Raw genomic sequence first — 16,006 nt, forward strand, 5'->3', positions numbered from 1 at the left:
AGGGCCGGGATGATCCGAAGGAAAAAAGTGTCAAACCCTATGCCAAAATAAATGTGAAGGAATTCCTAAAAAAAGCAAAAAAAATAAGGGACAAATTAATTGTCCCTTATTTACTTATTCCATTGCTGGAAGCTGTAAGTCCTCAAAACTACTGTCAAAGAAAATCTTACCCGACAATCGCATGAGTTCAATTTCCTGATTTTTGATATTGAAAATGGAAGTGATCAAGCGATTTTCAGCATTCAGCAAATTGACCTGGGCGTCTCTAAACTCTAGGTAGGATGAGATCCCCAACCTAAACCTTTCTAGGGCTATTTCACTACTTTCTTTGGCAACCGCATAATTTTTCTTCTCAATTTCAAGAAGCTTACGGCTGTTTTGGTAGGCATTATAAGCTCTGTGAAGATCAGATTTCAGCTGAATTTCAAATTGCTCCACAGCATGGCCTTGAATACGTTGCTGTACCTTGGCATTTTGAATCCTACGGTTCAAAGTAAAACCTGAGAATAGGTTGAAAGTAATATTTCCCCCATAGTTAAATCCGGCACGCTGATTTTGAATCAAAAATCCAGCATCGGAATTGGAGGTATTGTTTACATAGTTTCCGTTCAAATTCAAAACAGGTAGGCGCTGGGCTTGCAATTCCTTCAACTGAAGAAATGCAATATTTTCTTGCCGTTGAGTAACAAGCCACTGCTTATTCTCCATAAACGCATTTTCTTCCAATTCCAAAAGCTTTAATTCCTCACCCACCAAAATGGTGTCATTGACCAAAAATTCGGTCGTAGGATCCAAAGCCAACAGTTCGTTCAAATTGATCTGAGCTGTCTTTATAGTCTGTAACTGATTTTCAAGTGCGATCAAATCCGAGTTATAATCCACCTCGGCGGTCAGAAAATCCCTTTTTCCTGCTCCTCCCAAATCATATTGAGCCTGGGCAATGTCCAGTCTGGACTGGCTGAGCTCAAGGGTTCTTTTCAACACTTCATAGCGCTGAAGCTCCAGCACTAAACGATAATAGGCGGTAGAAATCCCTGCAACAGTATTTTCCACGGCTACTTTTGCCTCCAACTGGGAAATTTCTGTCAACTGACCTAGCCTTTTGACCATAACCAAAACCTCCGGACGGAAACCATAGATTCCAGCTACCGTAAAATTCTCGGTCCTTGATTTTGCATTATCGATCTGCCTTGGCTCGGGGTCATTGATAAATTTTTGGGTTACATCTTCCTTAGAGAAGCTTCTAGCATAAACGGCATTAACAACAGGCATAAGCGCACCCCATCCGATTCGCTGGTCTCCTTCCCTTAAATTGATGTTTTCAACCGAGATTTTTACATCTAGGTTATTTTCCAGTCCCAACTGGATTGCTTTTTCCAGGTCTAGAGCTTCCTGGCCTTGGGCAAAAAGACAATTTCCAAATAGGCTCGCAATGAGCACAAAATATAGTTTCTTCATTAAATTCTAGCTAGTCTTCCTTCTTTTGAGGTCAGATAAGTATAAATGGCCGGGATAATAAACAGGGTTAGGATCGTGGCAAATGCCAATCCTCCAATCACCGCCGCTCCCATTGGCACACGGCTCTCTGAGCCTGCACCCAATCCCAGAGCAATAGGCAAAATTCCCAAGATTGTAGACAAACTTGTCATCAAAATGGGTCGGAATCGGGCAACAGCTGCTCCATAAATTGACTCCTCTACGGACATACCTTGAGCTTTCCTCTGGTTGGCAAATTCCACTATTAGAATCCCGTTTTTGGTCACCAAACCTATGAGCATGATAATTCCAATCTGGGAAAATATGTTGAGCGTAAATCCAAAGGCCCAAAGGGTCAGCAATGCTCCGAAAATTGCCAAAGGCACGGTAAGCATGATGGTCAATGGATCAAGGAAACTTTCAAATTGGGCTGAAAGTACTAGGTAAATCAACACCAAGGCGAAAATAAAGGCGAACATCAAACTATTGGAGCTTTCCCTAAACTCTTTGGATGGACCTGAAACGTCTGTTGAAAAGGATTCATCCAAAACCTCCGATGCAATTCTGTCCATTTCATCCAAACCATCCCCAATAGTATATCCCTGAGCAAGGTTTGCTGAAACTGTGGCACTTACAAATCGATTGAATCGGTAAAGTTGAGGTGGAGTACTTCTCTCAACGACCCTTACCAAATTATCCAATTGAACCAACTGACCTCTGTCCCCTCGGACATATAGCATTCTGAGGTTGATTGGCTCGTTTCGGTCTTCAAGCCTCATTTCCCCGACTACCTGATATTGCTTTCCATTCATGATAAAATAAGCAAATCGCTGTCCTGAGTAAGAAAGCTGTAAGGTTCTGGCAATCTCTTGCACAGAAACTCCCATATTTCTGGCCTTTTCCCGGTCAATTTCAATTTCAAGTTCAGGCTTGGTGAATTTGAGGTTGATGTCTGAGAAAATAAATGCTTTGCTCTTGCCTACATTCTCCATGAATGGTGGAATGGCTTCCTTCAGTTTTTCTATGGTAGGAGCCTGAATTACATATTGTACAGGAAGTCCTCCTCTTCTATCCCCAATGGATACAGGCTGCTGAGCAAATGCTCTGACTGCTGTGGTAGATCGGAGCATGCCATTCACTTGGTTGAAAATCTCCTGCTGACTACGACTTCTCTCAGAAGCATCTGACAGGACAAATCTGATAAATGCCGAGTTGGTATTTGAGGTCCCAAAACCAGGTGAAGTTACCGAAGTAAGCGAGACAATTTCCTCCTTTGGAAGTTCGGTAAGAAAATCCTGAACCAATTGATCCACTACTTTGTCCATATAGCCAAATGTGGCTCCCTCAGGCCCAGACATGTTCACCCTGAGTTCCCCTCTGTCCTCAGTAGGCACCAGTTCGGTCTGTAGGTTGTTGAACAACCAATAAATCCCGAAACCCATAAATGCGATCAGGATAAAAGCTACCCACTTCCCTTTCATGAAAACAGCCAAGGCCCGATCATAGATATCATTCAGCCAAACAAAGAATGGTTCAGTCATATTGTAAAAAGCATTGTGCTTCTCACGTCGCTTGAGTAATCGGCTACTCAACATTGGGGTCATGGTAAGTGCCACAAATGAAGAAATGATCACCGATCCTGCTACGACAATACCAAACTCCCTAAACAATCTACCCGTTGTTCCGGTCAAGAAAATAACCGGAAGGAATACAGCTGCCAAAGCAACCGTAGTCGCGATTACAGCAAAGAAAATCTCCTCAGATCCCTGCTTTGCAGCTTCCAGTGGTTTTTCTCCTTTTTCAATTCGGGCATAGATATTTTCCAGTACCACAATCGCATCATCCACTACCAGACCAATGGATAGAACTATACCCAGCAAGGTCAGGACGTTGATGGAGAAATCCATCAGGTACATGATAAAGAATACACCAATCAATGAAATCGGAATAGTCAATACCGGAATGAAAGTCGTTCGCCAGTCCCTTAAAAAGAGAAAAATAATGGCTACTACCAGAATAAATGCCGTAATGATAGTTTCCTGAACCTCAGAAATGGAATTTCGGATATATTTAGTCGAATCAAACCCAAGCTCGATCTTCACGTCTTCAGGAAGGTCTTTTTCTATAGAGGATATTCTTCGATAAAACTCATCAACTATCTCAATATTATTGGATCCCGGAAGAGGTACGAGTACCACTGCAACCATGGGGACACCATTTCGCTTTAAAACAGTTTTTTCATTTAGGGCTGAAAGTTCTGCAGATCCAATGTCTTGAAACCTAACAATATTGTTTTGATCCTCTTTGATGATCAGCTGGTTAAACTCCTGTGGGGAGGATAGACGGCTTTTAGTACGAACAGAAAGTTCAATATTTTGTCCCTCAATTCTTCCCGAGGGAAGCTCGACGTTTTCACTTTGGACCTTTTGAAGCACGTCCAATGGGGTGATCCCATAGGAAGCCATCTTCATTGGATCCATTCTTAAGCGGATAGCATATTCTTTGTCACCCCAGATCTGAACCCTACTGACCCCAGGAATGGTCTGAAGTCTTTCCTTGAATATATTGTCCCCAATATCAGACAATTCCAAAAGGGATCTCTTTTCTGATTTGACGGTTATCGCCAAAATAGGCTGAGAATCGGCGTCTGCCTTGGATACAACTGGAGGTTCTGCATCAGGAGGAAGGTTACGCTGGGCACCGGAAACTTTATCCCTCACGTCATTCGCTGCAGCTTCGAGATCTCCACCTACTTCAAACTCAACCGTAATGTTACTTCTACCATCAGAACTGGTTGATGTAAGAGATTTGATTCCCTGAATCCCGTTGATTTGTTCCTCAAGTGGTTCGGTGATCTGGGCCTCAATGACGTCTGCGTTTGCTCCTACATATGTGGTAGACACGTTAATCACCGGGGGATCCACACTTGGGTACTCCCGAATTCCTAAAAATGATATCCCTATCGCTCCAAAAAGGACAATTACTAAGGACATCACGATCGCCAATACTGGGCGATCAATACTTGTTTTTGAAAGACCGGCCATAATCAGTTAATTAGATTGGGTTTGATACGTGAACCTTGTCTCACTTGCATTACCCCGGTAACAAGCACCTGCTCACATTCTTCCAAGCCTGCAAGCACTTGGACATGGCTTTCGGTCCGGGTACCAATTTCAATTTTTCTCTCCTCGGCAGTTCCGTCAGCTTTTGCCACAAAAACCTTGAATCCTTCCAATTCTGGAATCACCGCTTGAGCTGGAACCAATAACGCATCTTCTTGAACACCCAATACGAAACGGATTTTGACGAACATACCCGGAAGATATTTTCCTTCTTTGTTTGGACTTTCAGCTCTCAGCTTAAGAGTTCTAGTTGCTGGGTCAATTTGAGGCTCAAAGGCATAAACCTTTCCTTCCACTTCTTTTGGAGTAGATTCACTGGAAAAATAAATAGTCGAGCCAACTGAAACTTGTGTGGAATACCGCTCTGGAATAGAAAATTCTATCTTAATCGGGTCAAGGTTTACAATACTTGCTATTATGTTGGAGGGACCAATTACGGACCCTTCTGAAACTTGACGAAGTCCCACAATTCCATTGAAGGGGGCACGAATGACCGTTTTCTCCAATTGGGCCTCAACCAATTTGATATCTGCCAAAGCAGTATTGAATTGGTTCAGTGCAATATCGTATTCTTCTTGGCTGATCGCTTCCCGAGCCAACAACTGCTTCTGTCTGTTTTCTTGAGTTTCGAAGAGTTTCTGGGTGTACTGAAGTCTTTGAAACTGAGCTTGGAGTTCTTCATCATTGAGATAAAGTAAGGGAGTCCCTTTAGTCACATATTGACCTTCCTTGAAATTAATTTTTGTAACTAAACCTGAGATCTCTGGCTTAAGATCTACCGACTCGTTGGGAAGCACATTACCAGTTATCTGAAGTTGGTTTCGAAGGACTTCCTTTTGCAGCTTTACCACATCTACTGGCAATTCCTGAGGAGCCCCTTGTCCTGGACCCGAAGTTGACAAGCTGGATTCGTTGGAATTCCTGTTATTCAGCCTTGGGTACAAAAAGATAATTGCAATCAATATAAGGATTGCTACAATAAGAAAGATCTTGGTTTGTTTTTTCATAAAGAAAAGAGCTGGTTCTATTAGGTTTGGCTTTGTATAAAAGCTAGTGATAGTTGATTAAATTCGTGAGGCCTTTCCACATTCACTACATGACCACAATGTTTCAGGATCTTTAACATTGAATTCCGGTGGCTCCGAACAATATTTTTCACCGGCTCCAAAAACATCACATCCTGATCTCCCATGACATATAATGTGGGGATTCCTAAGTCTGATTCTTTAAAATATTTCAACAGCGGATTGATATCCTTAGTCAATCTAAACCACCTGATAAATTCCTTTTGGCAAAGTCTTTTCGCCTCCTTGATAAAAAGGTTTCGGGACTCGGCATGTTGCTTTCTGGGCATTATGATAAAAGCGAAGAGCCTATATAACCACATATAGGGGATCACTTTTTTAAAGGTGTTTCCCAAAAGAACCAAAACCCTGGACTTCACAGAAAGACGCGTGACTGCTCCCGCCATTACCAAGGATTTTACCCGGCTTTTATCCAACTCCGCAAGTTGTCTGGCAATGATCGTCCCCAATGAAACCCCCATAAAATGCGCTGGAGGCAACTCTAAATGATTCAATACTTCAATAATATCGTTAGTCACGGCTTTAAAGGAATATTCTTCCTTATAAATAGCCTGTGGCAAATCCGTCGATTTCCCATGTCCTCTCAAATCAACTAAAAGTAGGTTAAAGTGCTGTTTAAACTCCTTTAGTTGCTTAAACCAAACGGCAGAGGAACCGCCAGCTCCATGAATGAAAACCACCCATTCCTTACTTTTCGCATGATTGATTTTTTTGTAATACAACATGGAAGCTTAACTCAAAAACAGAATCTATGGTTTCAAAGAGTAAAATTAAGGATAGAAACGGGGAATCGGGTATAAAAGATACTGGAGGCAAATGACTTCGATTAATGGAAAAAAAAGAGGATGTCTATTTCTCCTCTTTCAATTCAAACTTATAAACGATGGAATTATAAGGTTTTAAGGGTAATCCTATGCCTTCAAGTTGATTTTTGGGAAATGAAAAAAGGCACCCCAAATGGGATGCCTTCTATCTTTTCAGAAGTAGATATTAATTGAAGATATATCTAACACCTACCTGCATTCTCCAGGTATCACCCAAAGAGGTAGAAGTTCTGTAGGTCTCGGTAGGGAATTCGCTGGTACCAGGAATGGTATTCAATCTGTATTGAGGCTGACCAGCACTATTTACTCCTCTATAATTCAACAAAGTAGTCTGGTAAGCAAACTTAGGTACACCCCACTCAGAGTTGAACATATTACCGATATTCAAGATATCAATGGAAAGCTGAAGCTTGTTTTTGGTATCCTTAGAAAATACAAGGTCCTCAGTGATTCTCAAATCAAATCTGTTAACCCATGGTCTAAGCGCACCATTTCTTTCAGCGATTTTTCCTCTGTTAGCACTTAGGTACTCATCCTGGTTGATATAAGCATCCAAAAGCTGAGCCTGCTGAGCAGCTGTAATAGTCTGTCCATTCAGAGTAAATTCCTGGAATACCAATTCATTGGCACTGTTTGGAATATACATCAATCTGTTGGAAGCATCTCCGAAGTTACCAGAATAGGTGTAGGAGAATCTACCTGCGTCAGAACCTTCGTAGAACAAGGAAATAGTAGTTCTCTCAGTCTGATAAGCGATGTTACCGATCAATCTGTTTGGAATATCAAATCCAGCAAAGCTCAATTCTGGGTTATTTCTGTCAGACTGAACTGTGGCTGGCCACAAGGAAATTGCCTGAGAACCTCCAGCTGCATCCAAATCTCTGGATCTGGATCTTGTATAAGCCACCATGGTTGAGAAACCATTGTCAAATTGCTTTTGCAACTGAGCTGTGATGGAATAATAATCAGCCTTCTTGTTGGCATTTGTCAGATAAAATACGTTTCTGAAATCAGCGTCATTGGAGTAGTTCGTTCCATTCCAGTAAGGTCTTGAATCCGGACCGGAAAGAGTTCCGTCTGGAGTTCTCATTACCGGGTTGTATGCAATTGGAGTACTGATATCTCTAGAGTAGATTAACTCCAAAGTTCCAATAATTCCAAAAGGCAATACCTGATCAACCGCCAAGTTTGTTCTCCATACTTGAGGAAGTTTGAACTTCTTGTCAGTAAGGTTCAACTCATTTGAAAGAGACTGGCCTGGATTTTCAGGATTACCATAAGTTACGTCTGGGTTAAACACATAATTTGGACCCAAAGCATTCACCAAATCCTGGCCTTCATAACCAAGACCTCCTCTTACTACACCTGAACCATTAACCTGATTGGACAACCATACGAATGGAATACGACCAGAGAAAATACCAGTACCACCACGAACCTGAGTAGTTCTGTCGCCTTTAGCATCCCAGTTGAAACCAACTCTTGGAGACCAAAGTGGGTTAACTTTAGGGAACTGGCTTACATCCGGAGTGATGTTTCCGTCTGGAGTATCAAACGTCTTGTTCAAATTATCCAAAAGTTGGTTGGTAGGAATATCGATTGGATAGAATGGGAAATCCACTCGAAGACCACCTGTAACCTTTAAATTCTGGGTTACCTGATATTCATCTTGCACATAAAATCCAATCTGTCCGAATTTGGTTTCGTCAACCGGAGGAGTTGTAGAACCATCCAAAGCATATCCTTTTGCAAAAGCATCTGGGTAAGCCCCAGGAGTTTTGTTGATCACAGCATCAACAAAAGACTGGTAAGAATTGAATCTGTAGAATCCGTTGAATACCGGGTTGAAGGCATTCTTGAAAGTCATGTACTCGAAATTCACACCTAATGTGTAGGTATGCTTTCCTTTGTATATAGAGAAGTTATCTGTAAAGTTAAAGATATTGTTCTCCAACAAGTTACCAACAGTAAACAGTTCGTTACCCAAAGAGAAGTAGTAAAGAAGGTTACCGGATGCATCAGGTTCCAACACTTCAATGAATGGGAATGCCTGACCGCCTGGAACACCTCTTTTAGGATCTGTGATTGATGTATAACCAATATTTAATTGATTAGACATATTGGTTCCAATACGGGAGTTAAGTTCAGCAACCCAAGACTGTACCTTTCTGTCGTTCGTATAGTTGGCATTTCTGAAGTTCATTGCTTCTATACCGGTTCTATTGGTATTTCTAAATCGAGTAGAAATATATCGAATAGAGTTACCATTGGTAGGTACGTCCGTAAATGCAGAATAATTGTTGTATCTCAAAGATACTTTATGGTTGTCATTTATGTTGTAGTCCAATCTGGCATTGAATCTCTCCTGCTCAGAAGCAAAGGAATAATTTTCGTAAGGTCCTGTCTCGTATCCATAAAGAGAAGACATTTTCTCTCTAACAAAATCCAATTCAGAAGCAGGTACTCTGGATACCGTCAAACCATCAGGAACAAGACCTGGTCTTGCTGCAACTTTGGTAAAGCTCGGTACAGCTTCGGTTTCTTTTTCATAGGAAACGAAGAAAAACATTTTGTTCTTGATGATTGGGCCACCAACTCTGAAACCGGCGATTTCGTTTTTGGAATCACCTTTGTTCAGTCTGGTATCACCGACTTTGTCACCAATCATTTGATCATTTCTAAGGAAATAATAAGCAGAACCTGAAATTTCATTGGTACCTGACTTGGTGATAGCGTTTACAGCAGCACCCGTAAAACCAGCCTGACGAACGTCAAAAGGAGCAAGGTTTACCTGAACTTCCTCAATAGCGTCAAGGGAGATTGGGTTAGAACCAGCAAACTGGCCAGATCCCAAACCGAAGTTGTTATTGTAGATGTTACCGTCAATCGTATAATTATTGAATCGGCTGTTAGTTCCAGCAAAAGCGGTTCCGTTAGACTGTGGTGTCAAGCGGGTGAAGTCATTGATACTTCTGTTGACAGTTGGTAGGGCATTGATTTTCTCATTGTTTAGGTTGAGTGCAGCACCTGTTTTGTCAGCATTCATGATCGCATCCTTGCTAGCAACCACTTCAATTGCTTCCAATTCCATTCCATCAGACAAGGTAGCATTGATGGTATAGGTTTGACCCAATCCCAAAACAATTCCTTCAAAAGTTCGGTCCTCAAACCCAACGAATGAAATTCGAACTGTATAAGGTCCTCCAACACGCATATTAGAAAGAACGAAACGTCCTTCTAAGTTACTTACCGCTCCGTAGCGAGTTCCTGACGGCTCATGCGTCGCAACAATATTTGCTCCAGGAAGAGACTCACCCGAAGAATCCATAACACTGCCTTGAATATTGGCAGTAGTGACACCCTGTGACATTGCCCATCCCGTACTAAGTACGATGAAAAACATTGTCAGCATGTTTTTGAGTAAATTTTGCCTCATGCTTTTTTGTTTTTGAAAGTTGGTTTTGAAATAATCCCTGCAAAGGTAAATTTGATCTTATGCTTTTTGAATTTCTCAAGATTAAATTTTCCGCTGCTAAGTTCACAATTTTTAACAATTCCTTAACCTATATTCGGAATAAAATTCTTTCTATTAATGATTTTCTTTAACAATGAAATGCCTTTCTTTCGAATTATAGCTTACATTCATTATATTATTTCATAATTTTGAAAAGCATTTAATTAAAATTTCAAACATTTATTTTGAATCAAAATAAATAATTCAAAGATTAATTTAAACTTATCTAATATTACAAAATATTCTACGTTTTGAAAAACAAGAACATCCTGTGGCTCTATTTGTTTTTAATTGCCTCCTTAATTGACATGGCTCTGCTTGTAGAGCACATCAACAATTGGAGGTTTTTTTCTAAACCCCTGATTCTTCTAAGTTTAATTGGATATTTCTACCAAATCACCAAACCTATTTCCTGGACCATTTTATCCAAAGCGGTAATGGGAGCATTGATTTTTAGCTGGATTGGAGATGTCCTACTGATGTGGTCTGAATTTTTTATTTATGGGTTGGGAGCTTTCTTTTTGGCACATGTATGCTACATCATTGCATTCAAAGTGGCCCAGTTAAATCATACAAAATTGGCTGATGTAAACTTTATCAAAGCCTTTTTTCACAATCTGCCGATTTACCTGGTGGCTGCTTTTATCTATTACATGATCAATCCCCAACTGGGAAACCTGAAAATCCCAGTAATCTTATACATTATAATAATAGTCAGTATGGTAAGTACCGCAAGGGAGCGGTTTCAAAAATCCAATGCAGCCTCCTTTTGGCAGGTTTTTATAGGGGCCTGTTTTTTCTTCGTTTCGGATGGAATTTTAGCGCTCAATAAATTTTATCAACCCTTTTCAGAGGCCGGAATATTGATCATGGGAACTTATGTAATAGCCCAACTTTTGATAGTCATGGGAATCCGGTCTCATATGATTCAGCCTAAATAAAAAAAGAGGCTGACGCCTCTTTTTTTATTTTTTCAACTGAACCCGAATCGAAAGTTCTTCAAGCTGTTCTTCTGCAATAGTGCTTGGTGAGTCAATCATCACGTCCCTTCCTGAGTTGTTTTTTGGGAAGGCGATATAATCCCGGATAGAATCTGAGCCACCAAATATTGCACAGAGTCTGTCAAATCCAAAAGCAATCCCTCCATGTGGCGGTGCACCATATTCAAATGCCTCCATCAAGAATCCAAATTGCTTTTGAGCTTCTTCCTCGCTGAATCCAAGGTGCTTAAACATCAACTGCTGGGTAGTTTTGTCATGAATTCGGATTGATCCACCTCCGATTTCAACACCATTGATCACTAAATCATAGGCATTTGCCCGGACAGCTCCAGGGTTAGTTTCCAAAAGTGGTATATCCTCTTTTTTCGGAGAAGTAAAAGGATGATGCATGGCATGAAAACGGGAAGTCTCCTCGTCCCATTCCAACAATGGAAAATCAACCACCCAGAGTGGTTTAAATACAGTCCGGTCACGAAGTCCCAAATCTTCCCCCATTTTTAACCTTAGTTCGGACAACTGCTTACGAACGGATTTAGCATCTCCACTCAAAACCAACATCAAGTCACCCGGTTCTGCACCAAAGGCCTCTGCCCATGCGTTGAGATCGTCTTGACTATAAAACTTATCTACAGTTGACTTGAGACTTCCATCTGAGTTGTACTTGACATGAACCAGACCTTTGGCTCCTATTTGTGGACGTTTTACCCAATCCGTCAACTCGTCCAATTGTTTACGAGTATATTCTGCAGCACCTTTTGCACAAATCCCCACGATCAATTCCGCACTGTCAAAAATCCCAAAGCCTTTTCCCTTTACAAGCTCATTGAGCTCAACAAATTTCATATCGAATCGAAGGTCAGGCTTGTCGTTTCCATAATACTTCATTGCATCTGCAAAAGTCATTCGCTTGACTTCTTCCAGTTCAATCCCCATAACTTCCCTGAAAAGGTGGCGGGTAAGTCCTTCGAAAGTATTTAGGATATCCTCTTGGCTTACAAAGGACATTTCGCAGTCAATCTGGGTGAATTCAGGTTGACGGTCAGCTCTTAAGTCCTCGTCTCGAAAACATTTAACAATCTGGAAATACCTATCAAACCCAGAAACCATCAGCAATTGCTTAAAGGTCTGCGGAGACTGGGGCAATGCATAGAATTCCCCCGGGTTTACACGGCTTGGCACCACAAAATCTCGGGCTCCTTCGGGAGTCGATTTAATCAAAACAGGAGTCTCAACTTCAATGAAGTTTTGGGCATCCATGTATTTTCTGGTTTCCTGCATCATACGATGACGAAGTTGAAGCTTCTCTCTCACCACATTTCGACGCAAATCAAGATACCTATATTTCATCCGGAGGTCGTCACCTCCATCGGTTTCATCTTCAATAATAAAAGGAGGCACCTTGGCCGGGTTTAATACCTCCAAGTCGCTGACCTTAATTTCAATCGAACCCGTTGGGATTTTATCATTCTTGGAAGTCCTCTCGATCACAAGGCCTGAAGCTTTAACCACAAACTCTCTTCCCAACTGCGCTGCTTTTTCCAAAAGATTTTTATCCGTGGAGCCTTCTTCAAAAATCAATTGAGTCACGCCATAGCGATCTCTCAAGTCAACCCAAATAAGTCCTCCTTTATTTCTTACCCGCTGCACCCAGCCAGCAAGGCTTACTTCTTGGTTTATATTTTCAAGGCGCAATTCGCCACAAGTATGCGTTCTCAGCATGATTGAAATAGTGTTTTTTAGGAGGTCAAAGATAAAGAATTGCCTCTGACAAGCCTACCAATCTTTGAGAGATTCGTGGAATTATTGGGTCTTGGCTAAAAGAAAATTCATAAAACAGCGTTTTCGTTGGAGACTTGGTAATTTCCATGGCTAAAAGAGCAAAAGCTCCATAAAATAAAAAAATGGTATAAAGATTGAGCTGAAATCATTTGAAAAAACCCAAAGGCTTGCAAAAAAGGGAGTTTTTGGTTTTTTTGGGCATCATTTCAATTTCCCCCAAAACATTAGAGACTACATGAACAAAAAGTGGATAGGTATTGCCGCATTAACAATCACCTTAGGTGGTATCGCCTTATTCCGATTATCTGAAGTTGATTTTTTCTTAAAAGAACCTTCATTTGAGCCAGAGGAAATTTCATCTGCAGAAAATAATGAAACTTTCCTCTATGGAATCAATGTAACGGGCTTAAACATCATTGAAGGTACAGTCAGTAAAAACCAAACTCTGGCAAGCATCCTTTCACCATTCAATGTCCCTTATCAAATCATCGACCAGATCGCAAAAAAATCGAAAGAGGTTTTTGATGTAAGAGGGATTGCAACCAACAAAAAATTCACAATCATCACTCCCGCCGATTCTGCTCAGGCACAATTTTTTATCTACGAGCCCAATTCATCCGAATACGTGGTCTTTAATCTAGATAGCCTGGACATCTATAAGGCTGAAAAACCTGCAGAATTTAAAACCCGAGAGGCCGGTGGAGTTATCAACACTTCTTTGTATGTGGACATGTCCAACCTTGGGATTACGCCTGATTTGATTGATATGTTTGCTGACCTTTATGGTTGGTCTGTTGATTTTCAAAGGCTTCAAAAAGGTGACAAATTCAAAGTCGTTTATGAGGAAAAACTGATTGATGGACAAACAGTTGGAGTCACCGACATCAAATTGGCCTATTTTGAGCATATGGGAATGCCCTACCATGCTATTCCTTTTGAACAAAATGGAGAGATGAACTTTTTTGACCAGGAAGGAAACAGTCTGAAAAAAGCCTTTCTAAGAGATCCTCTGAAATATTCAAGAATCAGCTCCCGATACAACCTTAGGAGATTTCACCCAGTACAAAAAAGGTACAAGGCCCACTTAGGAACGGATTATGCCGCTCCAAGAGGAACTGAAATCAGATCCGTTGGTGATGGCACTGTGGTCGAGGCGGGTTACTCTGGTGGTAATGGGAATTATGTGAAAATAAAACATAATGGCACCTATACAACCCAATACTTGCATATGTCTAAAATAGGCAGTGGAATCAAAAAGGGAACAAGAGTTCGTCAAGGCCAAGTAATCGGATATGTAGGAAGTACAGGCTTGGCTACCGGCCCTCATTTGTGTTTTAGATTCTGGAAAAATGGCAAGCAAGAGGATTGGTTGAAGGAAAAAATTCCACCGTCAGAACCCATTCTTGCAGCTAACCGCATGGCATTTGAATCCAAAAAAATGGAAGCATTACAGCTTCTGGCTCAAATACCTGCTGGAACCGATGAAAAAGAGAATCTTGCAAGTAACTCCTCCCCAGACTTTAAAAATCAAGCAACTGCAGGATCAAAACCTTGAAAAAATAATCATTCCACTTTCTGAAGCAGGGTGCTATACCCTGCTTTTTTGTTTTATCCCTATTTTTACGGACTAAATTTCAGGTATGGAAAATCCCAAAGCTATCCGAATCAATAAGTATTTAAGTGAAGTTGGCTTCTGCTCACGCAGAGAGGCAGATTACTTATTGAGTCAAGGGAGAATTACCATAAATGGAAAAGTCCCTGAAATAGGCACAAAGGTTTTACCTGGCGATATTGTTAAAGTGGACAATAAAGCAGTTGGGCAACCAGTTGAAAAACATGTCTATATAGCTTTCAATAAACCTGTTGGTATTGTTTGCACTACAGACACTAAAAGTGAAAAAAATAATATCATCGATTTTATCAATCACCCGAAACGGATCTTCCCTATTGGCAGATTAGACAAAGAAAGTGAAGGACTAATCTTTTTGACAAGCGAAGGAGATATTGTCAACAAAATACTCCGATCCAAAAACAATCATGAAAAGGAGTACATTGTCACCGTTGACAAACCGATTACCGATCGCTTTCTTCAAAGAATGTCCTCTGGTATCCCAATATTAGGCACAGTTACCCAACCCTGTAAAACCGAAAGAATTAGTAAAAACAAGTTTCGGATAATTTTAACCCAAGGGTTGAATCGCCAAATCAGAAGAATGTGTGAGTATTTGGGTTATTCTGTAAAACAATTGAAGCGAATCCGAATTATGAATATCCATTTAGATATTCCAGTAGGAAAATGGAGAGATTTCAGTGAAAAAGAATTGGAGGAATTAATGAGCCTGATCTCAGACAGTTCAAAAACTTTTGATTGATTTTTTTCTTAAAGTTGACATAAAAAAAGAGGCCCAAAAGCCTCTTTTTTCAATTAACACTCGTCACTTTTACTTACATCGTATCCACCTTCTTCTGTCTTCCGGTGTAGGAGAAGGCCGCCTTGCCTACTCTTAGCTCGGTCCTTCTGTTCTGCTGGTGCATCGCCTCGGTGCACTCCATCGAATCGCAGTCGTTCACCGGACGAGTCTCCCCGAACCACTTGTGCTCCATTCTACTGGACTCGATGCCACGCTTGGTCAGGTAGTCCATCACCACCTGCGCCCTGCGCTCGGACAGTCCCTCGTTGTACTCGTCCGTTCCCCGCTGGTCGGTATGGCCCTCGATGTACAGCATCAGGTTCGGCATACGCTCCAGCATCACCGCCGTGCGCTCCAGGTCCTTCTTGTGCTGCGGACGGATCGCCCACTTGTCAAAGTCAAAGTAAACCGTCGGCACGCTGTTGATCATCTCCTGGATCGTGTCAAACAAAGACTCCGGATCGCAGAAGTCCGCTCCCTCCAGCTCCGCCGGCATCTCGTACTGCCTGGTCGGATCCGGGAACGCCTCCAGCACCAACTCCGAACGTCTGTTCAGCTGGTGGTCGGACTCCGGACACGGTACCCCGTTCCCGCAGTCGTTCACCAACTGCTGCTCCCCGAACCACTCCAGACGGATCCGGTCCGCGGAGATCCCGTACTGGGACATGTACTCGGTCACTGCCTTCGCACGGTTGTTGGACAGACGGATGTTGTACTCATCCGAGGCCCTGGAGTCCGTATGCGATGCCACCAACAGGTCCATAAACGAATACTTCTTCATGATCTCGGCAATC

Annotated in this window: 10 protein-coding genes; 3 read left to right on the forward strand and 7 right to left on the reverse strand. The window is 41.6% G+C overall.

Annotated features, from left to right (window positions below):
- Positions 1-114: 114 nt before the first annotated feature.
- From P2G54_RS13870 to P2G54_RS13890, 5 genes are all read right to left on the reverse strand, one after another.
- On the reverse strand, positions 115-1,458 hold the full coding sequence (locus P2G54_RS13870; RefSeq protein ID WP_275872115.1) for a TolC family protein: 1,344 nt from the start codon (positions 1,456-1,458) through the stop codon (positions 115-117).
- Positions 1,458-4,520, reverse strand: coding sequence for an efflux RND transporter permease subunit (locus P2G54_RS13875; RefSeq protein ID WP_275872117.1), 3,063 nt, complete (start codon positions 4,518-4,520; stop codon positions 1,458-1,460). The genes P2G54_RS13870 and P2G54_RS13875 overlap by 1 nt, the downstream gene beginning before the upstream one ends.
- A 2-nt stretch (positions 4,521-4,522) precedes the next feature.
- A complete protein-coding gene (locus P2G54_RS13880) occupies positions 4,523-5,605 on the reverse strand; it encodes an efflux RND transporter periplasmic adaptor subunit (protein WP_275872120.1) in 1,083 nt (360 codons plus the stop codon).
- 20 nt (positions 5,606-5,625) lie between these two features.
- Complete coding sequence (locus tag P2G54_RS13885) at positions 5,626-6,408, reverse strand: alpha/beta hydrolase (RefSeq protein ID WP_275872122.1); 783 nt, start codon at positions 6,406-6,408, stop codon at positions 5,626-5,628.
- Positions 6,409-6,673: 265 nt separating this feature from the next.
- Entirely contained in the window at positions 6,674-9,943 is a 3,270-nt protein-coding gene (locus P2G54_RS13890; RefSeq protein ID WP_275872124.1) for a carboxypeptidase regulatory-like domain-containing protein, read from the reverse strand.
- 329 nt (positions 9,944-10,272) lie between these two features.
- Here P2G54_RS13890 and P2G54_RS13895 point away from each other — a divergent pair, with 329 nt between their 5' ends.
- On the forward strand, positions 10,273-10,962 hold the full coding sequence (locus P2G54_RS13895; protein ID WP_275872126.1) for a lysoplasmalogenase: 690 nt from the start codon (positions 10,273-10,275) through the stop codon (positions 10,960-10,962).
- 24 nt (positions 10,963-10,986) lie between these two features.
- On the opposite strand, the gene aspS is transcribed toward P2G54_RS13895, so the two are convergent.
- A complete protein-coding gene (gene aspS, locus P2G54_RS13900; RefSeq protein WP_275872128.1) occupies positions 10,987-12,741 on the reverse strand; it encodes an aspartate--tRNA ligase in 1,755 nt (584 codons plus the stop codon).
- A 295-nt stretch (positions 12,742-13,036) separates the two neighbouring features.
- On the opposite strand from aspS, the gene P2G54_RS13905 reads away from it, so the two are divergent.
- Positions 13,037-14,356: a peptidoglycan DD-metalloendopeptidase family protein gene (locus P2G54_RS13905; protein WP_275872130.1), complete on the forward strand. Its 1,320-nt coding sequence runs from the start codon at positions 13,037-13,039 to the stop codon at positions 14,354-14,356.
- A gap of 85 nt (positions 14,357-14,441) precedes the next feature.
- Positions 14,442-15,173 carry a 23S rRNA pseudouridine(2604) synthase RluF gene (gene rluF / locus P2G54_RS13910; protein ID WP_275872132.1) on the forward strand — a complete coding sequence of 244 codons (732 nt, stop codon included), beginning with the start codon at positions 14,442-14,444 and terminating at the stop codon, positions 15,171-15,173.
- Positions 15,174-15,246: 73 nt separating this feature from the next.
- Here rluF and P2G54_RS13915 read toward each other — a convergent pair.
- Positions 15,247-16,006 (reverse strand): OmpA family protein (locus P2G54_RS13915; RefSeq protein ID WP_275872134.1); only part of this gene is annotated, 760 nt, incomplete at its 5' end.

The sequence above is a fragment of the Algoriphagus sp. CAU 1675 genome, assembly GCF_029222925.1.
Lineage (GTDB): Bacteria > Bacteroidota > Bacteroidia > Cytophagales > Cyclobacteriaceae > Algoriphagus.